Raw genomic sequence first — 25,963 nt, 5'->3', positions numbered from 1 at the left:
AGTTACCATTTTACCTGCTGCCGGCGGCGGCGGCGGCCAGTACGGCCCCGCGCATCTCTTCGGGCGAGGTGTTTTTCACGAGGTAGCTGTGGGCGCCCTCGGCCAGCACGGTGCTCACCAGCGAAGGGTCGTCGTGCATGGAGATGATGACCACGCGCACGTCCGGAAACTGGGTACGCAGCAGGCGGGTGGTTTGCAGGCCGTCGAGCACGGGCATCTGCATGTCCATCAGGATGACGTTGGGACGGCTGCCCTGGTCGAGGAGCTCGAGGAGCTCCTGGCCGTTGCTGGCCTCGCACACCACCTCAATGCCCGCGTAGCCGCTCAGCAGGGCGCGCAGCCCCTTACGGAACAGGATGTGGTCGTCGACGATGGCCAGGCGCACAGGGGAGGCGGCAGCAGGAGGCGTATTCATAAAGCAAAAGTAAGGGAAGTGTTAGGCGAAGCAGCGGGCCCCAGCAGCGTCACCGGCAGCGTGGCCTCGACGCGGGTGCCCCCGCCGGGCTGCGAATGGTAGCTGAGCTGGCCGCCGAGCACGGCCACCCGGCTGCGCAGGTTGATGAGGCCCATGCCCACGGCCTGGCCGTGGGGGCCGGGCGGGGGCATTTCCTCCAGCGTGGCCAGGTCGAAGCCGTGGCCATCGTCGGAGTAGGTAAGCACGAGCAGGCCGGGCGAGGCCGTGACTTTCAGGAGAATGTGGCGGGCTTCGGCGTGCAGCAGGCCGTTGGCCAGCAGCTCCTGGGCAATGCGGTACACCATCAGCTCGTGCGAGGGAATGAGGCGGCCCAGCGTGCCGCTTTGTTCGAGCCGCACTTCGGGGCCGTGCTCGGGCGGCACGGCCTGCACCAGCGCCCGCAGCGCCTGGGCCAGGCCCAGCTGCTGCAGCGTGGCGGGCTGCAGGTTGCGCGAAATGCGGCGCACTTCGGCCACGGCCTGGTCAATGAGGGCGCTGGCTTCGGGGGCCGGCGGGCTGCCGGGGGCGTAGAGATGCAGCTTGGCCAGTGCCAGAATGGTGCCCACGCCGTCGTGCAGCTCGGCGGCAATGCGCTGGCGCTCGTCTTCCTGGGCCACCAGGGCGGCGGCCAGCGCCTGCTGCTGGGCAGCTTCCTGCAGCTGGGCCAGCTCCTGCTGCTGGTGCAGCTGCCCGCGCTGGTAGCGCACCACAAACCACACGAGCCCGAGCACCAACAGGAGCAACGCAGGAGTGAGTAGAAGCAAGGGAGACAGATGAGCCACGTGAATGCCCGGACAACGGCAAGTTGCGCAAAAGAATCGAAAGCCCTCCCGCTGCCTGCAAAGCAGTGGGTTTGGCTGACAGTGGAAAGGAGCCGAAACGACAAATAACGGTGAAGACAGCGGCAGTTGGTCCGTTGCCAACCCATTGCGGTCAATATATACAGCTATTCGTGCGTTAAACGGCTGATTGTTACTGAAAAATAGGTCTCATGGTTCAATCGGACTTTGCCGCCAGCGGCCGCGTGCGAAGCCGATACTGCCCTGGACCGCAACTACCACGCCCGGCCAGGACCGCCGGGCAGGTGGTCGTGCTCATCGTCTTCATCTTCGTCGTCGGAGTCAGCGTCGTCTTCGTCAGTTTCCACTTCGTCGTCTTCGGCGTCGTTCTCTCCCTCTTCCATTTCTTCGTTTTCCTCGTCTTCATCCAGCGAGTCGAACACGCGGTCGAGGGAGGCTTCGGCGTGGCGCAGCTTGTGGCGGCAGAGGCGGATGAGCTCGGCCGAGCGTTCGACGCGCGTCGTGAGGTCGTCCACGTCCACCGCATCGGTTTCGAGGGCGCGCAAAATGGTTTCGAGCTCTTCGATGGCTTCGCGGTAGGTCATTATCGGGTTGTCAGTGATTTGTTGTCAGTTGTTACTATTCGGTGCCAGCAGCGGCCTGGCTATGCTTCCGGCTTTGCGACCGGCAGCCGCGCACCTAACACGGCCAGCCGCAGCTCCTGCCGGTGCAGCGTGCGCTCCAGGGCCAGCTGCAATTGGTAGCGGCGGCGCAGCAGGGTTTCGCGGCGGCGCTGGTGGTGGCGGGCGAAGCGGCGCAGCAGTTGGCGGCCCCGCTGGCGCAGGTGGCGTTGCTCGCGGGCCAGGGCGCGGCGCGCGGCGCGCGGCAGCTGGTGGCGGAACCGCTCCAGCCCCTGGCCCAGCTGCCGCAGCTGCTCGCGGGGGCCTTGCGCGGCCTGGCGGGCACGGGCACGCAGGCGGTCGTGGGCGGCATCGAGCTGGCCCTGAGCGGCGTAGCGGGTGCGGCCGGCCAACTGGTCGAGGCGGGTGTGGCGCTGGCTGAGCTGGCGGCGGGCGGCGGCCACCACCTGCTCGCCCAGACCCAGAATGGCGGCTTCGAGCCGGGCCAGCCTATCCACTAGGAAGGCGGCGACGGCGGTAGGCGTTTTCAGGGCGCGGTGGGCGGTAAGGTCCACCACGGCCTCGTCGCGCTCGTGCCCGATGCCCGTGAGGACCGGCAGCGGAAACGCGCCCACGGCCGCCGCCAGCCCGTATTCATCAAACGCCAGCAGGTCGGTGCGGCTGCCCCCGCCGCGTATCAGCACCACGGCATCGAACTGCCCGCGCCGCACCCGCACGCCCTCCAGCGCCGCCCGGATGCTGGCCGGGGCCTCGTCGCCCTGCATGGTGGCCGGAAAAAGCGTGAGGGCAAAATCATACGGGGCCTCGCGCAGTTGCTGCACAAAATCCTGAAAGCCGGCGGCGGTGGGGGAGGAGATGACCGCCAGCCGCTGTGGGGCCAGCGCCAGGGCCAGCGCCTGCTGGCGCACCAGCAGGCCTTTTTCTTCGAGCTGGCGCAGGGTTTTCAGGCGCAGCAGCGCCAGCTCGCCCACGGTGTAGCTCGGGTCGATGGCCACCACGTCGAGGCTCAGGCCGTACTGCTCGTGAAAGCGCACCTGCACGCGCAGCAGCAGCTTCAGGCCGGCGCGCAGGGGCTGGCCGGTGGCGCGTTCGAACGCGGGCGCGAGCTGCTGGTAGCGCTGGCTCCAGAGCGTGGCCCGGGCCTGGGCCTTCATGGGCATGCCGCGCGAGTCGGTGGTTTGCTCGGTGAGGGTGAGGTAGCAGTGCGCGCCGGCAAAGCGCGGCACGGTGAGGTCGGACACTTCGGCTACCACCCAGTACGACTCGGCCAGCTGCCGCTGCAGCACCAGGCGCACCTGGCTCAGCAGGTCGGCCAGGCCCAGCGGCGCGGGCGCGGGGGCCAGGGGCAGTTCGGGGCGGCGGTTGTAGAGGGGCATAAGGGGCGCAAGTTACGGGCCAGTGGCGGCGTTGGCCGCTCGGCCAGGTACGGGGCGTTGGCGCAATCGAATGCCTTATCCGGAACCAGTGCCAAATGTTGTGGCGTTGGTGCAACCGTGCCGCTATTGCCCTGTCTGTACCTTCACGGCATCATTTCCCAACCCAACATTCCCTGCATGTTTTCAACTTCGATGGCCCGGCGGCTTAGCCTGGCCGTACTCGGACTCGGCAGCCTGGTAGCTACCAGTGCTTCGGCCCAAACCGCCAAACCGGCGCAAAAAGGCGTCGGTATCGACCTCGCCAACATGGACATGACGGCAAATCCCTGCGAGGATTTCTATCATTACGCCTCCGGCAACTGGCTCAAAAACACGCCCATTCCCGCCGCCGAAAGCCGCTGGGGCTCCTTCAACGTGCTGTACGGCCACAACCAAACCGTACTGCGCGGCATTCTGGATGACGCGGCTAAGAATGCGGGCAAAGCCGCTAAAGGCACCAACGCGCAAAAAGTAGGCGACTTCTACGCCTCGGCCATGGACTCGGCGGCCATCGAGGCTGCGGGCCTGAAATACCTGCAGCCCCACCTTAACCGCATTGCGGCCATCAAGGACCTGGCCGAGATGCAGCGTTTTCTGGCCGACCCCAAGGCCCACGCCGGCAGCGTGTGGTACGGCTTCTACGTGGCGCAGGACGATAAAATCAGCTCCAAGTACGCCGTGCAGATGAGCCAGGGCGGCCTTTCGCTGGCCGACCGCGACTACTACCTGAAGGACGACGCCCGTTCGAAGGCCATTCGCGCCGCTTTCGATACCTACCTCGTGAACACCTTTAAGCAGCTGGGCGATTCCGAAGCCACGGCCAAAGCCAACGCCGCGGCCGTGCAGCGCATCGAAACGCGCCTGGCCAAGGCCAGCAAGAGCCGCGTGGACCTGCGCGACCCCAACGCCAACTACCACAAGATGACGGTGGCCGAAGCCAACGCCGCCTTCCCCAACATCGACCTGCCGCTTATACTCAAGGACAATCAGCTGGGCACGGCCAAGGAAGTAATTGTGGGCCAGCCCGAATTCCTGAAGGAAGTGAGCGCCATGCTGAAGGACGAGCCCATTGCCGACCAGAAGCAGTACCTGCGCTTCCACCTGGTGCGCAGCGTGACGGGTGCGCTGCCCAAAGCGTTTGGCGACGAGGCTTTCCGCTTCTCGCAGGTAACCAGCGGCGCCAAGCAGCAGCAGCCCCGCTGGAAGCGCATGCAGGCCTCGACGGACGGTGCCCTGGGCGAGGCCTTTGGCCAGCTCTACGTCGACAAAGAGTTTACGCCGGCCGCCAAAGCCAAGGCCAAGCAGATGATTGAAAACCTGCGCACCGCCTACGCCGAGCGCATCAAGGCCACCGACTGGATGAGCGCCGCCACCAAAACGGAAGCGCTGAAAAAGCTCAACGCCTTTGCGGTAAAGATTGGCTACCCCGACAAGTGGAAGGACTATTCGGCCCTGACCATAAGTCGCGAATCGTACCTGAACAACCTGCTGGCCGCGCGCGAGTGGGCTACCCGCGACCAGCTCAACCACTTTGGCAAGCCGATTAACCGGGGCGAGTGGGATATGACCCCGCCCACGGTGAATGCCTACTACAACCCGCCGATGAACGAGATTGTGTTTCCGGCCGGCATTCTGCAGGCGCCCTTCTACGACCCCAAGGCCGATGATGCGGTGAACTACGGCGGCATCGGCGCGGTCATCGGCCACGAAATGACCCACGGCTTCGACGATACGGGCCGCCAGTACGATGCTCAGGGCAACCTGCGCGACTGGTGGACCAAGGAGGACGGCGAAAAATTCAACCAGCGCGCGGCAGTGGTGGGCAAGCAGTTCGATGCGTTCTCGCCGATGGACTCGGTGCATGTGAACGGCAAGCTCACGATGGGCGAAAACCTGGCTGACCTCGGCGGCCTCACCATCGCCTACGCCGCGTTCCAGAAAACGCCCCAAGCGAAGGCAGCGCAGCCAATTGATGGCCTCACGCCCAACCAGCGTTTTTTCGTGAGTTGGGGCCAAGTGTGGCACAGCAACACGCGCCCCGAAATGACGCGTCAGCTCATCCTCACCGACCCGCACGCGCCCGACCAGTACCGCACCATCGGCCCGCTGCAAAATATGCCCGAGTTCTACCAGGCCTTCGGCTGCAAAGACGGCAGCAAGATGATGCGCGCCCAGGCCGAGCGGGCTAAAATCTGGTAAGCAGCACCATAAAAAGTATGGCCCACGCCATAACCCGGTAGCGAAAAGGAAGAGTGGAGGAAAAAGCGGTATTGCGAATTCCTCATTCTTCCTTTTTTGTTTTTACGATTTTCGTGAAGCGCAGCCGGTTGTAACTTGCGCTTCTTAATGTTTTGCTCAATTTCATTCAAATATGACAACATCTTCTTTTATCCGCGCTACCGCCTTGTCGGCGGCAGTGCTGGGGCTGGCCGCCGGCGCAGCCCAGGCCCAGACCAAGGTCAAAACCAAAACCAACGGCGTTAAAACCAAAACGACCGTACCCGCTACGACCGGCCAGTCGGGCGTGGGCATCACGCTGGCCAACCTCGACCGCACGGTGGAGCCCTGCGACGACTTCTACCGGTTTGCCAACGGCAACTGGATGAAAAACAACCCCATTCCGGCCTCCGAAACGGGCTGGGGCGGCTTCAACGTGCTGCGCAACCGCAACCGCGACGTGGTGCACGGCATTCTCGATAAGGTAGCCGCCGACCGCACCGCCAAGCCCGGCTCGAACGCCCAGAAAGTGGGCGACTTCTACGCCGCCGCCATGGACAGCATGGCCGTGGAGCGTGCCGGCCTGAAATACCTGCAGCCCCGCCTCGATAAGATTAACGCCATCCAGGACGTGGCCGGCGTGCAGCGCTACCTCGCCGACCCGCGCAACTACGGCAAGGGCTGGTACGGCCTGGGCGTGGGCCAAGACCCCAAAAACAGCACGCAGTACGCCGTGCAGATGAGCCAGGGTGGCCTGACCATGGCCGACCGCGACTATTACCTGAAGGACGACGCCCGCTCGAAAGCCATTCGCACGGCCTACCGCACCTACCAGGTGAACACCTTTAAGCTGCTGGGCGACGACCAAGCCACGGCCGAGCGCAACGCCGATGCCGTGATGCGCATCGAAACCCGTATGGCCAAAGCCAGCCGTGACCGCGTGGCCCTGCGCGACCGCGACAAGAACTACAACAAGATGACCGTGGCCCAGGTGGCTGCCGACTACCCCAACCTCGACATTCCGCTGCGCTTGAAGGAAAGCGGCCTGAGCGGGGCCAAGGACATCATCGTGGGCCAGCCCGAGTACCTGAAAGAGGCCAACGCCATGATGAAGGACGAGCCCATTGCCGACCAGAAGCAGTACCTGCGCTGGCACTTAGTGGAAGGCGTGACTTCGGCGCTGCCGAAGGCGTACGTGGACGAGGCCTTCAAATTCTCGCAGGTAACGAGCGGGGCCAAGGTGCCGCAGGCCCGCTGGAAACGCGCTTTTGCCGCCACCGACGGCGCGCTGGGCGAAGCCTTCGGCCAGATTTACGTAGACCAGGATTTCAGTCCTGCCGCCAAAGCCAAGGCTAAAATGATGGTGGAAAACATGCGTCAGGCCTACGCCGAGCGCATTCAGGCCACCGAGTGGATGAGCGCCGCCACCAAGGCCGAAGCGCTTAAAAAGTTGAACGCCTTCGTGGTGAAAATCGGCTACCCCGATAAGTGGAAGGACTATTCGAAGCTGACCGTGAGCCGCGAAAGCGCGCTGAACAACCTGTTTGCCGTGTCGGAATTCAACACGATGGACCGCCTCAGCAAGTTTGGCCAGCCCGTTGACCGCACGGTGTGGGGCATGACCCCGCCCACAGTGAACGCCTACTACAACCCCAGCCTGAACGAGATTGTGTTTCCGGCCGGCATCCTGCAAGCGCCCTTCTACGACCCCAACGCCGACGACGCGGTAAACTACGGCGGCATTGGCGCGGTCATCGGCCACGAAATGACCCACGGCTTCGACGACCAAGGCCGCAAAGTGGACTCGGAAGGCAACCTGCGCGACTGGTGGACCAAGGAGGACGGCGAGAAATTCATGGCCAAAGCCGACGTGGTGGGCAAGCAGTACGACGGCTTCTCGCCGCTCGACTCGGTGCACGTGAACGGCAAGCTGACGATGGGCGAGAACCTGGCCGACCTCGGCGGCCTTACCATTGCCTACGCGGCCTTCATGAAAACCCCGCAGGCCAAGGCCGGCAAACTGATTGACGGCTTTACGCCCGAGCAGCGCTTCTTCCTGAGCTGGGCCCAAATCTGGCGCATCAACCAGCGCCCCGAAACCACCCGCCAGCTCGTGCAAACCGACCCGCACTCGCCGGGCCAGTTCCGCACCATCGGGCCGCTGCAGAACTTCCCGGAGTTCCACAAGGCCTTCAACTGCAAAGACGGCGACAAAATGGTGCGCTCGGCTTCCAACCGCGCCAAAATTTGGTAAGCTGTTTGCTTAGGGTTAGCTGAATCAAGCACGGAAAAACATTTCCGCGCCCGATAAGAGAAGGTCCGCTCCCCCTGGGGGCGGGCCTTTTTACGTTCTGGAGGGAAAGTAACTGTCATCCTGAGCGTAGCGAAGGACCTTGTAACGTTAGAACGATTGGTTCATCAGTGATAAGGTCCTTCGCTGCGCTCAGGATGACAGGCAAATCAAATTATTCCTCACTTCACTACTTCCACCTTCATCTTAATGTCCTCCACCGGCCACTTGTCCGACTCCACGGGCTGGTTAGATATTTTATCCACCACGTCCTGGCCTTCGATAACCTCGCCGAACACGGTGTACTGGCCATCGAGCGAGGGCACGCCGCCCACCTTGGCGTAGGCCTGCACTTGGGCCGGCGTGAGCTTGCGGCCGGCCATGGCCTGCGACTGGTTGGGGGCGAGCTTTTCGCCTACCACGAAGTAAAAATCGGTGTTCGACGACAGGCGGCCGGGGTTTTGCTCGTCGTCGTAGCGGGCCATGCCCAGCGCGCCTTTTTGGTGGAAATGGTTGGGTCGGATTTCCGGCGGCAGGCGGTAGCGCTTCAGCCGGATGGTGCGGGCGCCGTAGGTTTGGCCGCCCTGCACGGCAAAATCCTTCACCACGCGGTTGAACATGGTTTCGTCGAACACGCCCTTGCGGGCCAGCAGCAGGAAGTTGGCTTTGTGGATGGGCGTGTCGTCGTACAGCCGCACCCGAATGTTGCCCAGGCGCGTCTTCACCAGCACTTCGGAGCCGGGGTACTGGCGGCCGTAGGCCAGCAGCGCGGCGGGCGCGGCACTGTCGGTGAGGGTGGCCAGGTCGGGGCCGGGTACCACGGGTTTGGTGGCGGCAGGCGCGGTGGCGGGGGGCGTTTGGTTGCAGGCGGCCAGCAGGCTCAGGCCCAGCAGCAGCGGGCCGGCGGCGGCAGGAAGTCGCATAGAAATCGGATTAATGCAGTTTTCTAGTAAATGATAAAGAGTTAAAAGTGAAGAGTTAAAAGTTAAAGCCCAGACGAAAGGGTGTTTCAACTTTTAACTCTTCACTTTTAACTCTTCGCTTTTTCAGCAGCCGGTTACTCGTCGGTTTTTTCCTTGGTTTTTTGCGTGCCGGTGCGGCTTTTGGTTTTCACCTTCACCTTGTCGAAGCCGGGCGCGTCCTCATCGGCAGCGGCGGGCGTGGGCTTGTCGGCGTTGTCGGCCGGAGCCGAATTATCGCCCATGTCGCGGGCCGATTTGATGGTTTCCACCGTTTCCACCTTTTTCATTTTTTGCTGGGCCAGCAGCAGTTGGTCCTGCGCAATGGTGCCCTTTTTCCAGGCGGCCAGTTCGGTGGCGAGCTTTTCGCGCTCGTCCTTGGTGGGCTTGTTGGGGTGCATCAGGGCGTTGAGGTCGGGCTTGCCGGCATCCTGCCAGGCCGTGAGCCAGAGCGACGATACCAGGTTCGGAGCCGAACGCAGGCGGTAGTCGACCATGCCGCCCACGGCCTTGTCGTACTGGTCGGCAAAGGCGTCGGAGAAGCGGCGCGAGGTTTTGCCGTAGCGGTGCGAGAAGGTGTAGCGCACCTCGGGCTTCATCGTTTTCTCGATTTTCAGGGCCCGGTCGAAGGTTTCGCCCAGAAAGCCGTAGCTCTGGCCCAGCACCGTCCAGATGGCATCGAGCGGGTTTTTGATGTACTTGGCGGGCTCGCTGGCCAGGTTGTAGGTCGTGATGAACCGCTCGGGCAGTTGGCTTTCCCAGAGCGAGTGCAGGCCCTTCTGGTCGGTGAGCTGGCCGTCGTAGTTGATGGTGGTGTGCAGCGGCACGAAGGCATCGCCCACGTAGTGGCTCAGCTCGGCCGAGTAGCGGATGATGTTGGTGGTGTCGCGGTTGCGGAAGGCCTCGGTCAGGCTGTCCTTCATCTCAATCACCACCCACGGCACGGTGCCGTACTTTTTCAGGGTGTCGGCCGTGTATTTCGACGTGGCCTGGTCGTACTGGCGGGGCACTTTGCCGAAGGGGTCTTCTTCGGAATAATGGTCCATGTCGATGTAGTGCTTGGGCGCTTCGTTGGGGTCGGAGTTGCGGCGCTCGTCGGGGGCGGTGCTCAGGCGCACCAGCTCCGGCATGTTGCGGTAGTAGAAGGCTTGCAGCGAAGCCGGCAGGTCGTACACGGCAATCTGCGTAATGGTGCGGTGGCCGAAGAAGCCCCAGCCGCTGGCCGTGCCGGCCGCCAGCATCAAGGCCAGCATGAGCAGCGATAGCAACGTTTTTTTCATATAAGTGGGAATTGATGTAGTGGGGAAAGGCCAGCGGCCCGGCCAAAGTTCGGCAACGGCCGGCACATTTTGGTTGGGTGAGGTATGGGGCCTTTGTGTCATCCTGAGCGCAGCGAAGGACCTTCTCACGCTGGAACGACTCGCAGGAATGCTGCCGATGCGAACGTGAGAAGGTCCTTCGCTGCGCTCAGGATGACAGAATACGCTACTCCTGCCGGTAGGCCACGCCCGCCTTCATCACAAATACCGGCCGCATCATCGCCGAAACGTCCTGCAGCGGGTCGCCGTCCACGGCCACGATGTCGGCAAACTTGCCGGCCTCAAGGGAGCCCAAATCAGCCGTTTCGCCCAGCAGCTCGGCCGCATTCAGCGTCGCGGTGCGGATGGTTTCGAGCGGCGACATGCCGGCCTCGGCCATGTAGCCGAACTCGCGGGCATTCTGGCCGTGGCGGAACACGCCGGCATCGGTACCGAAGGCCACGCGCACGCCCGCCTTGTTGGCCCGATTGAAGGTGCCCTGCATTTTGGTGCCCACTTCCAGCGCCTTGCGGGCGATGACGGGCGGGAAGTAGCCGGGCCGCAGCCGGGCGGTGTCGGCTACCGACTTGCCGGCGATGAGCGTGGGCACGTACCAGGTGCGGGTTTTAGCCATCAGCTTGATGGCTTCGTCGTCCATTAGCGAGCCGTGGTCGATGCTCGTTACGCCGGCCCGCACGGCGCGCTTGATGCCCTCGGCCCCGTGGGCGTGGCAGGCCACGCGCAAACCCAGGTCGCGGGCGGTAGAAACGATGGCGCGGATTTCCTCTTCCGAATACTGGGCGCCGGTGCCGTCCTTGCTCAAATCGAGTACGCCGCCGGTGCTGGCAATTTTGATGAGGTCGGCCCCGCGCTTGAACTGCTCGCGCACGGCCTGGCGGCACTGGTCGGGGCCGTTGGCGAGGTTGATGGGGTGGCCGGCCTTGGTTATCTGGTCTTCGTTGAGGCCATCGGTGTCGTCCATGTGGCCGCCGGTGGCCGAAATGGCCATGCCCGCCGAGTAAATGCGCGGGCCGGGCACGAGGCCCTGGGCCACGGCATTGCGCAGGCTGGTGTTCACGCCCGAGCCGCCGCAGTCGCGCACCGTGGTGAAGCCGGCCCGCAGCGTCGTCAGGGCGTTAATCTGGGCGCGGAAGGCGATGTCGGCGGGGTTTAGGGTGAAGCCTTCGCGGAAATTGTTGCGGCTGGGCGTCGACTCCAGGTGCACGTGGCAGTCGATGAGGCCGGGCAGCACGGTGCGGTTTTCGAGGTTGATGACGTTGTCCTGCGGGCCGCTGGCGGCGGTGTAGCCGGCCTGCACGGCCGTGATGCGGTCCTTCTCCACCACGATGGTTTGCTGGCTGAGCAGCTTGCCGCTGCGCACGTCGAGCAGGCGGCCGCAGTGCAGCAGGGTTTTCTGGGCGAAGGCGGCCGGGGCGGCCAGCAGCGCGGCGGCGAGAAGCAGAATAGAGGTGCGTGTCATACGTGGTGGGTTGGTGGGGTGAGCGGATTAGTGGATTCAAAGAACGTCATGCTGAGCGCAGTCGAAGCATCTCTACCGCTTCGATACAACGATTAAATTACTTGCGCAGTAGAGATGCTTCGACTGCGCTCAGCATGACGTTCTTTGCACGTAGTCACCAATACCTCCGCAATTCACCAATCCCCCCCAACATGACCACGCAAGCCGAATTTGAAGCTGCCAGCCAGCGCGCCCAACAGCTGCCCACCAAACCCAGCAACATGGTGCTGCTCCAGCTTTATGCCCTCTACAAGCAAGCCACCGAAGGCGACGTGAGCGGTGACCGCCCCGGCGGCTTCGACTTCAAAGCCATTGCCAAGTACGATGCCTGGAAGGGCCTGCATGGCACCAGCAAGGAGGCTGCCCGCCAGCAGTATGTGGAGCTGGTGAGCGAGCTGGCGGGATAGGTTGAAGGGTTGAGTTTTGAGGGTTGTGTGTTGAATGCACCAACGATTCATCTTTGCTTTTTACCCCATTCATCAACTCAAAACTCAATCCTCAAAACTCAACTCTTCCTTTGGACATCTCCCGCAAAAAGCCGCCGTACCCCATTTCGCCGGAGCTGCGCCAGTACCTGCGCGACTACGACCGCGACACCACGCTGCCCGTGACCTACGCCGAGTTGCGGCAGTTCACCGGCTCGTTTGCACTGCTCGACCGAGCCGGAACCGACACGCTTTGGCAAACCGTGTACTATGAGCCGCAGACGCTGCGCGAGCTTAGCCAGGGCCTCACGGAGGTGTACGCGCTGCTGAAAACGGCGGGGGATTTGAGCTTCACCGAGCACTTGGTGGCCGACCGCGTGGACTACTGCGAGTTCGGCAACTCGCAGCCGTTTCGGGTGCGGATTGTGAACCAGCTCAACGACAACTACGACTACTTTTATGTGAAGAAGGCCGACGCCTCTCGCCTCTACGGGCTGGAGCTGGAGCATCTGCTGTCGCCCAATTCCATCAACTTTCTGGTGAGCGGCGACACGCTGATTGAGGAGCACATCGTGGGCATTCCCGGCGATGACTTCATCAAAAAGCACCTCAACCAGCCGCAGCTCAACCAAGTGCGCATTGCCAAGGAGTTCGTGAAGTTCAACGAGCGCTGCTTTGTGCGGCTGCTGGGCGACATGCGCGCCTACAACTACGTCATTGCCGTGACGCCCGATTTCGAGGACGAGCAGTACCGGGTGCGGGCCATCGACTTCGACCAGCAGAGCTACGAGGGCCGCCGGGCCATGTACCTGCCCCAGTTTTTCAAGGACAACGGCGAGGTGGTGGCCATGTGCGCCCGCCACATCAAGCCCGAAACCCTGCGCCAGTACCAGGCCGAGGAGCGCGCCCTGATGGCCCGCCGCGCCCGCGCCGACCGCCACCGCCTGCGCGATTTGCTCGAAGCCATGCGCCGCCACGAGCTGGCCCCGCCCGACAAGGTGGCCCAGCTCCGGGCCGAGCTCAACCGCTTCCATCACACCACCGCCTTCGACCGCTGCGACTCGATGGGCGACGTGGTGCGCCAAAACCTGTGGCAGATGCTCGGGCCGCAGCTGCGCCGGGTGGCGGGGTAATTTGCGCGCCTGCTTAATGCCCGCCCGGTAATGAACCTGCCGCCTTATTCCCGCTTCCCGGTATTGGCTTCGGCCACGGTATTGTTGCGGCCGGTGCAGCCCGCCGATGCCGAAAGCCTGTTCGAAATTTCTTTTTACGACGCGCGCCCGGCCCAAAACCCGCCGGAAGCCGCCGCCATGCAGGCCAGAATTGCGGCCGACTACCAGCTGGGCACCGCCATTCATTGGGCCATTGTGCGCGTGGCAACGGCGGAAGTGGTGGGCACGCTGGGCTTCTATCGCGGCTTTGCACACAGCACCGGCGAACTGGGCTGTGTGCTGAAACCGGCATTTCGGGGCCTGGGCCTGATGCGCGCGGCCATGCAGTTGGCCATTGATTTTGGCTTGCATGAAATGAAGCTGGCGCAACTAGTGGCGGTAACGACCCGGCCAAACGAAGCAGCCATCCGGCTGCTGGAGCGGCTGGGATTCGCTGAAACGGCCGACCTGCCCGGGGAGGCGGTAGCGTATGTCTTGCGCCGGGTGCCGGAGTCGGCGTGAGGCCTCATGTAATTGCTTGGGCTGCGGCCAGATTCGGCCACGCCAACCCATTCCAGGTATTCCAACGCCTTTTAAAGAGCAACTGTTAAAAAGTCGAGCTTTTTTCAAGTCGCTTTGCGGTGCGCAACCACCGGCGGCGAGGTTATCTTTCAGCCTCTTTTTCCCTTTCCTGTTTTTATGAAGCATTGTTTACCCCTCTGGCTGCTGTTGGTACTGTTGATGCGATGGCTAAGCGCGGCGCGGGCCACGGCCGGTCCAACCGCTACCGGCCGCTCCTTAGCCGAAGCGCTCAACCCCGATGGCACGTTGCAAGCCGGGGCGGCGGGCTCGTTCGATGCCCGTGCCTTTCGGATGGGCACCGCGCCCGATGGGCAGCCGGTGTTTCGGCCGGCGGGGGCGAAGGGGACCGGGGATGAGCGGTGGGCGGATGGGTTCAACTTGCCGAATGGTACCGACGGAACGGTATACGCAGTGGTGGCGGCGGGAACCGACACATACATCGGCGGCAGTTTCCGCGTGGCCGGGAATGTGGTAGCCAGCAGCGTGGCCAAATGGAATGGCACCGCGTGGAGCAGCCTGGGCACGGGAGTCGATAACGGCGTGGATGGGACCGTGGATGCGCTGGTAGTGGCGAATGGTGGCGAGGTGTACGTGGGCGGCAATTTCAGGCAAGCCGGCCGCGTGCCCGCTTACAACGTGGCCAAATGGAACGGCACCGCGTGGAGCAGCTTAGGTGCGGGGGCCTACTACGGCAGCGTGTTTGCGCTGGCTTTGGCCAACAACGGCGACTTATACGCGGGGGGCTACTTTACCCATGCGGGCACGGTGGCCGCCAATAGCATCGCCAAGTGGGATGGTACGGTGTGGAGCGCCTTGGGCACTGGGGCAGGAAATGGCGTGAGCAGCAACGGCTACGGCGGTACGGTGAATACGCTGGCGGTGGCAGCCAATGGCGACGTGTATGTGGGCGGGGAGTTTAAGCAGGCCGGTAGTGCCGCCGCCAACGGCGTGGCGAAATGGAACGGCACCACGTGGAGCAGCCTGGGCAATGGCGTGAGCGGCAGCGCTGGCATCATTCGGGCCATGGTAGTGGCCGGAAACGGGGATATCGTTGTGGGTGGGGCTTTCACCCAGGCCGGTGGAACTACAGCCAACAGCATTGCCCGCTGGAACGGCACGGCGTGGAGCAGCCTGGGCGCGGGCAACAGCAATGGCGTCAACGGACAAGTGCGGGCGTTGGCCGTGGCGGGCAACGGGGAGGTGTACGCCGGTGGCAACTTCACCCAGGCCGGTGGAACTACAGCCAGCGGCATTGCCCGCTGGAACGGCACGGCGTGGAGCAGCCTGGGCGCGGGCAACAGCAATGGCGTGGACGGTTTCGTCAACGCAGTAGCGGTGGCCGGCAATGGGGACGTGTACGTGGGCGGCGATTTCATCCAGGCCGGTGGAGCGTTGGCCAACGGCATGGCCAAGTGGCGCGGCGCGGTATGGAGCAGCCTAGGCCCAGGCGCGGGCAACGGTTGCATCGGCCGGGTGCTCGCGGTGGCTTTAGCAGGCAATGGCGACGCGTACGTGGGCGGCACCTTCACGCAGGCTGGCAGTACCGCGGCCTACGGCGTAGCGAAGTGGAACGGCACGGGCTGGAGTAGCCTGGGCACCGGCGCAGGCAATGGCGTCAACGGCAGCGTGAACGCACTGGCTGTGGCCAGCAACGGCGACGTGTACGTAGGCGGTAATTTCACCCAGGCCGGTGGCACGGCCGCCAATTACATAGCCAAATGGAACGGCACTGCCTGGAGCAGCCTGGGTACAGGCGCCGGCAACGGCTTGACCAGCAGTGTGAACACACTGGCGTTGGCGAGCGGCGGGGCGGTGTACGTGGGTGGCTACTTCACCCAGGCCGGCGGGGTGGCCGCCAATGGCGTCGCCAAATGGAGCGGTACCGCTTGGAGCAGCCTGGGCACCGGAATTGGCGGCAATACGGGCGGCAGCAGCAACGTTGCCGCGCTGGCTGTAGCCAGCAACGGCGACGTGTACGTGGGCGGTAATTTCACCCAGGCCGGTGGCACGGCCGCCAATTACATAGCCAAATGGAACGGCACTGCCTGGAGCAGCCTGGGCACCGGCACCGACAACGGGGTGAGCGGCAACTTCAGCAGCGTGAATGCTCTTGCCCTGACGAGCAGCGGCGAGGTGTACGTGGGCGGCTACTTCAGCCAGGCCGGCGGGGTGGCCGCGGCTAACGTAGCCAAATGGAACGGTACCGCCTGGAGCAGCCTGGGTGCGGGCGTGGTCAACTTCGGCCGGGTAGATGCGCTGGCGATGGCAAGCAATGGGGAAGTATATGTTGGCGGCAACTTTACGCAGGCGGGTGGGAGCGCGGCAAACAACGTGGCCAAATGGGACGGCACGGCGTGGAGCAGCTTAGGTACCGGCCTGAACCTTACAGTTTCGGCACTGGCCGCAGGTCCTGCTGGCAAACTGTATGCGGGCGGCAACTTCGTTGCTACCGGCGATGGGAGTAAGGTGATGGTTGGTTTCGCCATCTACGACCCCGCCGCCCCGCTGGCCACCGCCGCCGCGAAAGCCGCGCCGGCCGCGCAGCTCTTCCCCAACCCGGCCCACGGCACGGCCACGCTGCGCCTGCCCGCCACCGCCGTCCGCCAGCCTATTGCGCTGACCGACGCACTGGGCCGGCTGGTACGTCAGTACCCCGCCCCGGCCGGCTCCGAGGCCGTGCTCGACCTGCGCGGGCTGCCCGCCGGCACCTACCTGCTGCGCTGCGGCGAGCTAAGCCAGCGCCTGGTGGTGGAATAAAGCAAACGGCGTCAAACGAAAAAGCCCGCTGGCCAAGTGGTCAGCGGGCTTTTTCGTGCTTCACTGTCAGCTTACACGGCCGGCTTGGGCGCGGGCAGGTCGAACGCCGTGGCGTCGTGCTCGAAGTGGCCCTTGTGCGAGCCGTCGCAGAACGGCTTCTGCTTGGAGAGCCCGCAGCGGCAGATGCTGATGCGCTGGCGGCCGCCGAGGCCGTAGGGCTGGCCCTGGGCATCCACGAGTTCGATGTCTTCGCCCTCTACGCGGAGCGAGCCGTTGGAAAGTACGGTGAGTTTGGTGGCCATTGTACTGAAGGGTTGGGTTTTGAGGGTTGGATGTTGAGTTGGAAGCGTCGGGTTTTGTAGGGCTGAAGGATGAGCTAGAAATTCAGGGTTGAAGACTGGATAGCAACCCAACATTCAACCCTTAAAACTCAACCCTCAAAACTTCTTCCGCATGATGTAGTCGTTCATAAAATACGGCCCAATCGGCACGTCCACCTCGCGCTGGCGCTCGAAGCCGCGCCGCTCGTAGAAGGCAATGGCCGGGTTGTAGCGGTTCACGTTCAGGTCGAGGAAGTGGCCGCCGGCGGCGCGGGCGGCGTTTTCGACGGCTTCGATGAGGTGCTGGCCCAGGCCCTGGCCCTGGCGGGTGGGCAGCACGTAAATCTTATGCAGCTTGTAGCCGGTGGCACCGTCGGCACCGGCCTCGGCGGGCTGGGGCGAGAAGGAGGCGAAGCCGGCCGGCTCGCCCTCCACATACGCCACCAGAAACACGTGATGCTGCTCCTGCATCTGCCGTTTCAGGGCGGCCGGCGAGTAAATCACCCGGTACATGTATTCCAACTGCTCCTCCGAAATGATGAAGCGGTAGGTAGGTTCCCAGGTAGCCTCGGCCAGCCGGATGATGGTGGGAATGTCGGCGAGCGTGGCGGGCTCGATGCGCGGCGGCGCGGCAGGGGCGTCAGAAGTCATACTAGCGGTAAAACACGAAATTGCGGCGAAAAAACCGAAACCGGCCCGCCCACTTGCATACGGCCCGCCCGCTTCGGCCGTTGGGGCAGGCTGTTCAGCGCGTTGACCCGGCCGGACAGCCCGAAATTTACTGCTGCTGCAACAGCCAAAGCCGCGCCGGCTCCTCGTGCAGAAACAAGGCCGTGTGCACCTGCCGGCCAATGTCTTCCATAAATTCCTGGCTCACAATCTGCGATTCCAAATCGGGCGACAGCAGGTAGGCAATGGCCCGGATGCCCCCGGCCACGGCCAGCGGCAGCCACTCGTATTCGAGCCAGGGCAGGGCCTCGCTCCAGTCGCCGCTGGTTTCGCGCTTGTCGTTCAGCACCCGCGTGAAGGGGTAGCGCGCCATCAGCGTCGAGCCCTCCGTCACGGCCCGAATAACTTCGTCGGCCGTAAGGTTGCCGTGCCAGTGCACGTACAGCACGCGGCCTTGCGGAAGGTAGTAAAATTCGGCTAGCGGCGCCCCGTAACGGTCATTCAGCGCGAGCACGGGTTGGGTATCGGTTGCGACCATAGTGGGAGGAATGCAGTTGAAAATACGTACAATGCAACAATACTAAAAAGGTTCCGCTTGCCGATGCCCGCGACTGCTGCGGGCTGCTATCTTTGGGGTTCTGCTATTTAGTACCTTTTTCGTTCGCAGCACATGCACATTGCCATTGTCGGCAACATCGGGGCCGGTAAAACCACGCTGGCTCATAAGTTGGCTCAACATTTCCGCTGGGAAGTTTTTCTGGAAGACGTCGACGACAATCCGTACCTGAAGGATTTTTACCACGACATGCCCCGCTGGGCCTTCCATCTGCAGGTGTATTTCCTCAACGGTCGGTTCCGCCAAACGCAGCGCATCAAAGAGTTGCAGAAGGCGGGCAAGGGCATCATTCAGGACCGCACCATCTACGAAGATGCCCACATCTTCGCGGCCAACCTGCACGAGTCGGGCCTGCTCGAAACCCGCGACTACAACAACTACTACGCCCTGTTCGAGTCGATGGTGGACCTCGTGGCCCCGCCCGACCTGCTGCTTTACCTGCGCGCCGACCTGCCCAAACTCATCGGCCAGATTGAAAAGCGCGGCCGCGACTACGAGAACACCATCAGCATCGAGTACCTCAAAAACCTCAACGAGCACTACGAGAAGTGGATTGGCACCTACAGCGCCGGCCGCAGCCTCATCATCGACGTGAACGAGCTCGACTACGTGCGCAACCCCGAAGACCTGGGTACCATCATCGAAAAGATTGACAACACCCTGTTCGGGCTGTTCTAAGTGTTTGTAGCGGGCCGACGAGAATACAACAGGGCGTCATGCTGAGCTTGCCGAAGCATCTCTACCGCAGTAGTAATCCCATCAAAAGGATTGCGCTGTGCAGTAGAGATGCTTCGACTGCGCTCAGCATGACGTTCTATTTTGGCTCATCCCAAAGCCAGTTGCCAATGCCTCACAGCGCCGCATTAAAGAAATCCACCAGCGGCCGCGCTGCTGCAATATCGGCCACCAGTTGGGCCACAAATCCCGGGGCCAGCACCTCGGCATCGGTGTAAAATTTCCCCACGCCAAACGTTTTTAGCTTCAGCCAGGCCACGTCGGGGTCGGTAGCCGCGTAGCCACGCGGCGGCCGTGTCAGTTGCGGCCCGGTCGTATCGAGCCCCGCTGGGAAATGGCGCAACAACTCCGGCGCCTGCCGCAGGCGATGAAACTCGTCGGGGCTGTAGTGAATTTCTTGCCGGATGGCCGCCAGCATTTCCGGAGTAGGGTGGAAGGTGCCCGCGCCCAGCCAGCTGCGTCCTTCCGGCTGAATGGCGATGAAGTAGCCGGCGCGCGGCGCATGGCGGCCGCCCAGCTTCAGGCCCGCACCCATGCGGCGCTTGTAGGGTTCGGGGTCGCGCTGGCTGCGGTCGTTTTTGTGCAGCCGAAACATCACATCAGTAGGTGTGAGGTTGGCCAGGTCGGCATCGGTGGCGGCCACGCGGGCCAGCACCTGGCGCACCAGTTCGGTGCAGGCGGCGCGGGCACGCTGGTAGTCGGGGCGGTGCTCGGCCATCCAGGCCGTGGTGTTGTTGGCCGCCAGCCGGGCCATAAAATCGAGCAGATAATCCAGTTCCATCAGGCAAATAGCGCGGCCGAAAGCGGGCGCGGCATTTCCCAACGCAGCCCGCGCGCCAGGAGTTGCTAAAATTGCCAGCCCGATGCTACCTGCTACTTGCGGCTCAATACCGTCACGGCATCGCCCACGCGCAGGCGGCCGTGGCCGGGCCCGGTCACGTTCTGGCCAAACAACGTGCTGTTTTCAGCCTTGCGGTAGGTGGCCAGGGTGCGCAGTGGGTCGCCCAGCGGGTTTTTCTGCGCCGTCTGCTGGTCGATGGTGGTGAGCACGCACCGCCCGCAGCCCCGCACCGCCCGAAACGGCACCTCGCCGATTTGGAACCGCTCCCAGGCATCGTCCTCGTACGCCTCGCCGCCACCAAACACCAGGTTGGGGCGGAAGCGGTTCATTGGCACGGGCTCGGGCAGGCGCGTGTTCAGGTCGTCCAGCGCCGCTTCGCCGGCCAGCAGGAAGGGGTAACCATCGGCAAAGCTCACGAGATGGCCTTCGGGGTTCAGGTCGGGCTCCACGTCGCGCCGCACCATATCCGACATGTACACCAGGCGGCAGGGGCGGCCCAGGGCTGCGCTCAGCCACTCATCGGCTTCCGCGGCTCCGCGCCAGGCCCATAGAATATCGTCCCACACCGTCACAAATAGCGTGCGGTCGGGCTGGGCTTCAAAAGGAATAAACAGCGGCAGCAACTCGGGCCGCTGCCGGTGCGAAATCAAAAAGCCGTTGTAGGCCGGGGCCAACGTCAGCAGTGCCAGCTCCGGGTGCTGCCGCTGCGTGAGGAAGCGGTTGCGCTCGTCCACGAGCAGCCAGCGGCGGTCGTGGCGCAGGCCGCGGGCTGTCACATCGGCTTCGGCCACGGCATAGCCCCCGAGGGATTTTACGGGGTATAAGTACAGGCCGGTCAGGGTAAGGGCGGTTGGCATGCTGCAAAAGTACCGGCCCCGCGCCAAGCGTGCGAATGCGCCCGGCTTTATTCTACCACCAGCAGGTCGGTAGCGCGCACGTAGGCCACGCGCTGCTGCCACTGTACCCGGTACCAGATGTCTTCGCGCCCGAGCACGGGCAGGCGGTCGCCCAGCGCGGCAGTGCTCAGCCAAGCGGCGCTGGCCCCCGGCCCGGCCATCAGGGCCGCCCCGGCCCGCGACACCAGCCCCGCTGGCGCCGGCCGCAACAGGTGCAGGTAAGCACCTAGCAAAACCAAGTAGGCCGCAAAGCCCACCCACGGCCCGCGCCCGCTGCGGCGCAGCAGCAGCCCCACAGCCGCTATCACAGCTCCCACCAGTAAAACCTGCAGCCCCGGGTAGTAGTAGCGCTGGGCCTGCACCCGCAGCTCCTGCTGCCAGGTGTTGGGGTAGCCCACCAGCCGGTGCTGGGCAGCCAGCGAGGCTAGCTGCTGCCAGGTACGCACGCGCGGCTGGCGAGCCTGGGCCATGCTCAGGTAGAGCAAGGCGGCCGGATAGTGGCCAAGCTGCTGCTGCGCGTAGGCCATTTTCAATAATAATTCCGGCGAAGCGCGCTTTTTTTGCCAAACCAGGTCCCGATATCCGGGAAAAGCGGCCCCATACTGCCCGGTGGCAAACAAAGAATCGGCTCGCGCCGGCGTTGGCACAGCCACAGATTGCGGGAATGTTAAAATTTTTTTTGCCCCGGGATTTGCACCCAAAGCCCAGAAAGGCAGCAGGGTTAAGAAGAGGAAAAGGGCACGCACGATAAGAAGGAGAGGCTTTTTTTTACGGGCAGAGTTGTGTAATCCGGAAGGCCGTACTACTTTTGTGCCACCAAAGAAGGAAACGCCCTTCCAAGGTGCAAGGTACCGATTCTGTAGCTCAGCTGGTAGAGCAGTACACTTTTAATGTACGGGTCCTGGGTTCGAATCCCAGCGGGATCACAGCATAACGCCCCATTCTGGAAACAGGATGGGGCGTTTTCATTTTCCGGGGTCTGGCCCGTGAGCAAGTTGGCGGCGGATGCGCAATTGCGCGTAATTTCCCGTCCTGCTGGCAGGCCGGGTAGGCTGAGCCGGTATTCTGGGATTTGAAACAGCTGCGCGACATGGCGGAATACGATACGATTATCATTGGCTCGGGAGCGGGCGGGTTGGCGGCGGCCATTTGCCTGGCGCGGGCCGGCCAGCATGTGCTGGTGCTCGAGCAGCACTACGTGCCCGGCGGCTGGTGCCACAGCTTTTACCTCGACGGGCACCGTTTCAGCCCTGGCGTGCACTACCTGGGCCTGCTGGGGCCGGGGCAGGGCACGCGCCAGCTCTACGAAGGCTTGGGAATTGCCAACAACCTCACGTTCTTCCGCATGAACCCGGCGGCCTACGAGCACTGCTGGATTGGCAACGAGCGGGTAGACCTGCCGGCCGATTTTGAGGAGTTGTATGAGCAGTTGGCGGCTCGGTTTCCGCACGAGCGGGAGGGGCTGCGCAAATACCTCACCGTGGTGCGCCAGGTGAACGAGCAGCTGCACCTGATTCCGAAGATGAGCGGTTTCTGGGACAACATCACCATCCCGTTCCGGACCGCGCAACTGGGTAAGTACGGTTTGTTTTCGCTGAAACGCGTGATGGACTGGCACATCAAGGACCGGCTGCTACAGGGTATCCTCAACGTGCAGTGCGGCGACCACGGCCTGCCGCCAGCGCTGGCCAGCTTCCCGCTGCACTGCGCCGTGATGGGCCACTACCAGGCCGGCGGCTTCTACCCCAGCGGCGGCGGTGCGGCCCTGGTGAAGGCCATGACCTCGACCCTGAAGCGGCACGGCGGCGAAGTGCGCACCAGCGCCGCCGTGCGCCGCATCCTCACCGAGCCGGCTGGCCCGAAGAAAACCCGCGCTGTGGGCGTGGAGCTGGCTTCGGGCGAGATTATTCGGGCTAAGCGTATTATATCCAATGCCGACCCAGCCAAAACCTACGGCATGGTCGGCCACGAGCACCTCAGCCCGAAGCTGCTGGCCAAGCTGGCCAAAACCAGCTACTCGGTGACGTCGCTGATGCTATTTCTGGTGGTGGACATGGACGTGCGCGCGGCCGGGCTCGATTCGGGCAACATCTGGATGCTGCGCCACCCCGATTTGGACAAGCTGTTTAGCGAGATGAAGGCCGCCGATATCCTGGCCGAAGACGAGTTTCCGGCGCTGTTCATCAGCTGCACGACCATCAAGGACCCGGCGAGCTTCGATGGCCGCCACCACTGCCTCGAAGTCGTTACGTTTCTCGATTTCAAGGCGTTTGAAACGTTTGACAAGGGCGGCGACTACCACACCAGCGCCTACGCGCAATTCAAGGAACGCATTATCGAAAAGCTGCTGAACAGCGTGGAAAAGGCCGTGCCGGGCATCCGGGCGCACATTGTGACGCAGGAGCTGGGCACGCCGCTCACGAACGAATTTTACGTGCAATCCACGCGCGGCAACGTGTACGGCACCGAGAAGAATTTCCGGCAAACGGGGCCTTTTGCATTCGGCAACAAGTCGGAAATTGAGGGTTTGTACCTCTGCGGGGCCAGCATTTTGTCGCACGGCGTGGCTGGCGCTACCTATTCGGGCGTGCAGACGGCGGCGCGCATCCTGAATTCGAGCATGGATGCGCAGCTGGTGCCCGAGCCCGGCCAGGCCGTGCGCGTGTACGAGGCCGAAGACCCCGCCACCTGGCCCGAATGGGTGCACCAGAAGCGGCGTGACCGGGCGCGCCGCCTGCACTCGCAGCCGCAACCCTAGCGGGCCCTTGTAAGCGTCGGGCTTGCCCTGTTATCTTTGATGGCAGTACCCTTGTATAGCTTTTATTCCGCCCGGTTCTGGCAACTGCTTGCGCCGTTTTCTTCCAGAAAATAACGAGTATGACTACTGAATACGTTGATGTATTGGTGATTGGCGCGGGCCCGTCGGGCTCGGTGGCGGCTTCTATTGTGAAGCAGGCAGGCTACTCGGTGAAAATGGTGGAGAAAATGCAGTTCCCGCGCTTCGTGATTGGCGAGAGCCTGCTGCCGCGCTGCATGGAGGCGCTTGATGCGGCCGGCTTTCTGCCGGCGCTGCGGGCGCAGGGGTTTCAGGAGAAGTTCGGGGCCAAGTTCGTGAAGGGCGACCAGGTGGCCGATTTCGACTTTTCCAACAAGTTTACCGAAGGCTGGAGCCAGACCTGGCAGGTGCCGCGCGCCAACTTCGACCAGGTGCTGGCCGATGAGGTGCAGCGCATGAGCATTCCGCTGGAATTTGAAACCGAAGTCACCGCCATTCAATTCGACGGCACCGACTCGACCACCCGCGTGACCTGCCCCGACGGCTCCGAGAAGGAAATCAAGGCCCGTTTCATCATCGATGCCAGCGGCTATGGGCGCGTGATTCCGCGCCTGTTCAAACTCGACCGGCCTTCGAACCTGCCGGGGCGCAAAACCATGTTCGCCCATTTCGAAGACCCCAACCGCTTCCTCTTCGACGAGCCCAACCGCATCACCGTAATTGCCCACCGGCCCGACGTGTGGGTGTGGGTCATCCCGTTCTCGACGGGCAAAACCTCGGTCGGCTTCGTGGCCAATCCGTCGTTTTTCGAAGAGTTTGAAGGCACGGCCGAGCAGAAGCTGCGCGCCATTATTCAATCCAACGATTACACCAACCAGCGTTTCGGCGACAGCGCCTTCGTATTCGAGCCGCGCACGCTGGAAGGCTGGTCCGTCACGACCAACCAGTTTTTCGGCGAGGGCTTCGTGCTCACCGGCAACGTGACCGAGTTTCTGGACCCCATTTTCTCGTCGGGCGTGACGCTGGCCACCGTATCGGGCCATAAGGCGGCCACGCTGGTGTGTCGGCAGCTGGCCGGCGAAACCATCGACTGGCAGCGCGAGTACGTCGAGCCGACCCAGCAGGGCGTCAACACGTTCCGCTCGTACGTGATGGGCTGGTACGACGGCTCGCTGCAGGACATCATCTTCGCGCCCAACCCCGACCCGGAAATCAAGAAGCAGATTTGCTCGGTGCTGGCCGGCTACGTCTGGGACCTCAACAACCCCTTCGTGCGCCAGCACAGCCGCGTGCTCAAGCCCTTGGCCAATATTATTCGAATGGAGGCCGAGGCCGACGCAGGTCGATAAACCGGGCCGGCTTGCGCGAGTCGCCGGGGTTCTGGCGGGCCAGCACCTGGGCCAGCGGCTGCACCCGCAGCGGCAGCAGCACGCGTAGGGCTGCCCGCAACGCCGCGCGCAGCCGGTCGAGCACGGCGGTTTCGTCAACGCCGGCCGCCAGCGCTACGCTGATTTCCAGCTCGTCGGTTTCTAAATCCGAAGTGCGGGCTTCAACCACGTAAGCAGCCACTTCGCCAAACGTGTTCAGCACGTTGAAAATGGCCTGCGGATAGAGGCTGGTGCCTTTGTATTTGAGCAAATGCTGCCGCCGGCCCACGATGGGGCCGAGCCGCCGAGTGGTGCGCCCGCAGGCGCAGGGCGTGTCGTAGTAGGTGCAGATGTCGCCGGTGCGGTAGCGCAGCAGGGGCATGCCCTCCACGCCCAGCGTGGTGATGGTGAGCTCGCCAAACTGCCCGGCGGGCAGCGGCTGGCCGCTTTCATCGAGGGTTTCAAAAATCAGCAACTCGGGCTGGTGGTGGCCGCCCGCGCCGTGGCTGCACTCAGTGAAGGCCGTCTGTTTTTCGGTGGAGGCGTAAGTGGAATGCAGGCGTACGTCCCAGGCCTCGGTGATGCGGCGGGCGAGTGCGTTGGGCTGCAGCTGCTCGTCGCGAATACTTTCGCCGATGCAGATGATGCGGCGCACGGAACTGGCATTCAGGTCGAAGCCGGTGGCTTCGGCGTGGGCTACCAGCGCCACCACGAATGAGGGCACGGCTACCAGCACCGTGGGTTGAAGCTCCCGAATGGTGTCGAACTGGGCGGCTATATTGCCGGGGCCCATGCGAATCACGCTGGCCCCCGATTTCAGAATGCCACCGTAGTAGGCGATGCCGGCCATAAACTGCCGGTCGAGCGTGAGCAGTAGCTGGTACACGTCGTCGGGCTGGCCGCCGGCGCAGGCGAAGGAGAGGTACTCGTTGTGGTACAGCCGGGCGAGGTCGTTACCGGTGAGGGCAATGGTAACCGGGCGGCCCAGCGTGCCTGAAGTGCTGCAATACTCGGCCACCTTGCGGCGCGGCACGCACAGAAACTCCCAGTTGTGCGCCTGCAAATCCTGCTTGCTGGTGGTGGGCAGCCGCATCAAGTCGGCGGTGGTTCTGATGTCGGCTATTTCTAAACCCAACTCCGCAAAACGGCGCTGATAGAAGGGCGAATTTGCCTGCAAATAGGCTAGCAGTTGCTTTAACGCCGCATTTTGGTAGGCGTCAATTTCTGCCCGCGAGGCGTGTTCCAACGGCGACATA

23 protein-coding genes and 1 tRNA gene are annotated in these 25,963 nt (G+C 63.2%); 10 read left to right on the top strand and 14 right to left on the bottom strand.

What is annotated here, in order from left to right; all coding sequences use genetic code 11:
* Positions 1 to 10: 10 nt before the first annotated feature.
* From MON38_RS03230 to xseA, 4 genes are all read right to left on the bottom strand, one after another.
* Positions 11 to 415 (bottom strand): response regulator, encoded by a 405-nt coding sequence (locus MON38_RS03230; protein WP_241934691.1) that lies wholly within the window; start codon positions 413 to 415, stop codon positions 11 to 13.
* Positions 412 to 1,218 carry a sensor histidine kinase gene (locus MON38_RS03225; protein ID WP_241934690.1) on the bottom strand — a complete coding sequence of 269 codons (807 nt, stop codon included), beginning with the start codon at positions 1,216 to 1,218 and terminating at the stop codon, positions 412 to 414. The genes MON38_RS03230 and MON38_RS03225 overlap by 4 nt, the downstream gene beginning before the upstream one ends.
* A 290-nt stretch (positions 1,219 to 1,508) precedes the next feature.
* A complete protein-coding gene (gene xseB, locus MON38_RS03220) occupies positions 1,509 to 1,838 on the bottom strand; it encodes an exodeoxyribonuclease VII small subunit (protein WP_241934689.1) in 330 nt (109 codons plus the stop codon).
* A gap of 59 nt (positions 1,839 to 1,897) precedes the next feature.
* Positions 1,898 to 3,250: an exodeoxyribonuclease VII large subunit gene (gene xseA / locus MON38_RS03215; protein WP_241934688.1), complete on the bottom strand. Its 1,353-nt coding sequence runs from the start codon at positions 3,248 to 3,250 to the stop codon at positions 1,898 to 1,900.
* Between the two features lie 177 nt (positions 3,251 to 3,427).
* On the opposite strand from xseA, the gene MON38_RS03210 reads away from it, so the two are divergent.
* Both MON38_RS03210 and MON38_RS03205 read left to right on the top strand, forming a co-directional pair.
* Positions 3,428 to 5,488, top strand: coding sequence for a M13 family metallopeptidase (locus MON38_RS03210; protein ID WP_241934687.1), 2,061 nt, complete (start codon positions 3,428 to 3,430; stop codon positions 5,486 to 5,488).
* 172 nt (positions 5,489 to 5,660) lie between these two features.
* The gene (locus MON38_RS03205) at positions 5,661 to 7,760 is read left to right on the top strand and encodes a M13 family metallopeptidase (protein WP_241934686.1); all 2,100 of its coding nucleotides are present in this window, start codon (positions 5,661 to 5,663) and stop codon (positions 7,758 to 7,760) included.
* 218 nt (positions 7,761 to 7,978) lie between these two features.
* On the opposite strand, the gene MON38_RS03200 is transcribed toward MON38_RS03205, so the two are convergent.
* From MON38_RS03200 to MON38_RS03190, 3 genes are all read right to left on the bottom strand, one after another.
* A complete protein-coding gene (locus MON38_RS03200; RefSeq protein WP_241934685.1) occupies positions 7,979 to 8,719 on the bottom strand; it encodes a peptidylprolyl isomerase in 741 nt (246 codons plus the stop codon).
* 134 nt (positions 8,720 to 8,853) lie between these two features.
* Positions 8,854 to 10,035: a zinc dependent phospholipase C family protein gene (locus MON38_RS03195; RefSeq protein ID WP_241934684.1), complete on the bottom strand. Its 1,182-nt coding sequence runs from the start codon at positions 10,033 to 10,035 to the stop codon at positions 8,854 to 8,856.
* A gap of 205 nt (positions 10,036 to 10,240) precedes the next feature.
* Positions 10,241 to 11,533, bottom strand: a complete 1,293-nt coding sequence (locus MON38_RS03190; RefSeq protein WP_241934683.1) for a metal-dependent hydrolase family protein — start codon at positions 11,531 to 11,533, stop codon at positions 10,241 to 10,243.
* 191 nt (positions 11,534 to 11,724) lie between these two features.
* On the opposite strand from MON38_RS03190, the gene MON38_RS03185 reads away from it, so the two are divergent.
* The 4 genes from MON38_RS03185 to MON38_RS03170 all read left to right on the top strand — a co-directional run bounded on the left by MON38_RS03185 (position 11,725) and on the right by MON38_RS03170 (position 16,487).
* Positions 11,725 to 11,979, top strand: a complete 255-nt coding sequence (locus tag MON38_RS03185; protein WP_241934682.1) for an acyl-CoA-binding protein — start codon at positions 11,725 to 11,727, stop codon at positions 11,977 to 11,979.
* A 110-nt stretch (positions 11,980 to 12,089) separates the two neighbouring features.
* Positions 12,090 to 13,130 carry a hypothetical protein gene (locus MON38_RS03180; RefSeq protein ID WP_241934681.1) on the top strand — a complete coding sequence of 347 codons (1,041 nt, stop codon included), beginning with the start codon at positions 12,090 to 12,092 and terminating at the stop codon, positions 13,128 to 13,130.
* Positions 13,131 to 13,160: 30 nt separating this feature from the next.
* Positions 13,161 to 13,670, top strand: a complete 510-nt coding sequence (locus MON38_RS03175; RefSeq protein WP_241934680.1) for a GNAT family N-acetyltransferase — start codon at positions 13,161 to 13,163, stop codon at positions 13,668 to 13,670.
* Positions 13,671 to 13,847: 177 nt separating this feature from the next.
* Positions 13,848 to 16,487 carry a hypothetical protein gene (locus MON38_RS03170; RefSeq protein WP_241934679.1) on the top strand — a complete coding sequence of 880 codons (2,640 nt, stop codon included), beginning with the start codon at positions 13,848 to 13,850 and terminating at the stop codon, positions 16,485 to 16,487.
* Between the two features lie 71 nt (positions 16,488 to 16,558).
* On the opposite strand, the gene MON38_RS03165 is transcribed toward MON38_RS03170, so the two are convergent.
* The 3 genes from MON38_RS03165 to MON38_RS03155 all read right to left on the bottom strand — a co-directional run bounded on the left by MON38_RS03165 (position 16,559) and on the right by MON38_RS03155 (position 18,014).
* Positions 16,559 to 16,789 carry a CDGSH iron-sulfur domain-containing protein gene (locus tag MON38_RS03165; RefSeq protein WP_046243298.1) on the bottom strand — a complete coding sequence of 77 codons (231 nt, stop codon included), beginning with the start codon at positions 16,787 to 16,789 and terminating at the stop codon, positions 16,559 to 16,561.
* A gap of 135 nt (positions 16,790 to 16,924) precedes the next feature.
* A complete protein-coding gene (locus MON38_RS03160; RefSeq protein ID WP_241934678.1) occupies positions 16,925 to 17,458 on the bottom strand; it encodes a GNAT family N-acetyltransferase in 534 nt (177 codons plus the stop codon).
* Between the two features lie 127 nt (positions 17,459 to 17,585).
* Positions 17,586 to 18,014 (bottom strand): hypothetical protein, encoded by a 429-nt coding sequence (locus tag MON38_RS03155; protein ID WP_241934677.1) that lies wholly within the window; start codon positions 18,012 to 18,014, stop codon positions 17,586 to 17,588.
* 132 nt (positions 18,015 to 18,146) lie between these two features.
* Here MON38_RS03155 and MON38_RS03150 point away from each other — a divergent pair, with 132 nt between their 5' ends.
* Entirely contained in the window at positions 18,147 to 18,770 is a 624-nt protein-coding gene (locus MON38_RS03150) for a deoxynucleoside kinase (protein ID WP_241934676.1), read from the top strand.
* Positions 18,771 to 18,942: 172 nt separating this feature from the next.
* On the opposite strand, the gene MON38_RS03145 is transcribed toward MON38_RS03150, so the two are convergent.
* The 3 genes from MON38_RS03145 to MON38_RS03135 form a co-directional block, all read right to left on the bottom strand.
* On the bottom strand, positions 18,943 to 19,608 hold the full coding sequence (locus MON38_RS03145; RefSeq protein WP_241934675.1) for a DUF2461 domain-containing protein: 666 nt from the start codon (positions 19,606 to 19,608) through the stop codon (positions 18,943 to 18,945).
* A 92-nt stretch (positions 19,609 to 19,700) separates the two neighbouring features.
* Positions 19,701 to 20,525, bottom strand: coding sequence for an MOSC domain-containing protein (locus tag MON38_RS03140; protein WP_241934674.1), 825 nt, complete (start codon positions 20,523 to 20,525; stop codon positions 19,701 to 19,703).
* Positions 20,526 to 20,572: 47 nt separating this feature from the next.
* Positions 20,573 to 21,091 carry an SH3 domain-containing protein gene (locus tag MON38_RS03135; protein WP_241934673.1) on the bottom strand — a complete coding sequence of 173 codons (519 nt, stop codon included), beginning with the start codon at positions 21,089 to 21,091 and terminating at the stop codon, positions 20,573 to 20,575.
* 326 nt (positions 21,092 to 21,417) lie between these two features.
* Here MON38_RS03135 and MON38_RS03130 point away from each other — a divergent pair.
* The 3 genes from MON38_RS03130 to MON38_RS03120 all read left to right on the top strand — a co-directional run bounded on the left by MON38_RS03130 (position 21,418) and on the right by MON38_RS03120 (position 24,689).
* Positions 21,418 to 21,490, top strand: a tRNA-Lys gene (locus tag MON38_RS03130).
* 146 nt (positions 21,491 to 21,636) lie between these two features.
* Positions 21,637 to 23,322, top strand: coding sequence for a phytoene desaturase family protein (locus tag MON38_RS03125; protein WP_241934672.1), 1,686 nt, complete (start codon positions 21,637 to 21,639; stop codon positions 23,320 to 23,322).
* 119 nt (positions 23,323 to 23,441) lie between these two features.
* Positions 23,442 to 24,689 (top strand): NAD(P)/FAD-dependent oxidoreductase, encoded by a 1,248-nt coding sequence (locus MON38_RS03120; RefSeq protein WP_241934671.1) that lies wholly within the window; start codon positions 23,442 to 23,444, stop codon positions 24,687 to 24,689.
* Here the strand turns inward: MON38_RS03120 and flxY are convergent.
* Positions 24,652 to 25,962, bottom strand: a complete 1,311-nt coding sequence (flxY, locus tag MON38_RS03115; protein ID WP_241934670.1) for a flexirubin biosynthesis putative acyl-CoA ligase FlxY — start codon at positions 25,960 to 25,962, stop codon at positions 24,652 to 24,654. The two genes, MON38_RS03120 and flxY, sit on opposite strands and share 38 nt — an antisense overlap.
* Position 25,963: the final 1 nt, after the last annotated feature.

The sequence above is a fragment of the Hymenobacter cyanobacteriorum genome (assembly GCF_022631375.1).
In the GTDB taxonomy this organism is placed as follows: Bacteria; Bacteroidota; Bacteroidia; order Cytophagales; family Hymenobacteraceae; genus Hymenobacter; species Hymenobacter cyanobacteriorum.
Note: the sequence above shows the minus strand (reverse complement) of the source record. Positions and strands in the feature narration are given on the sequence as shown.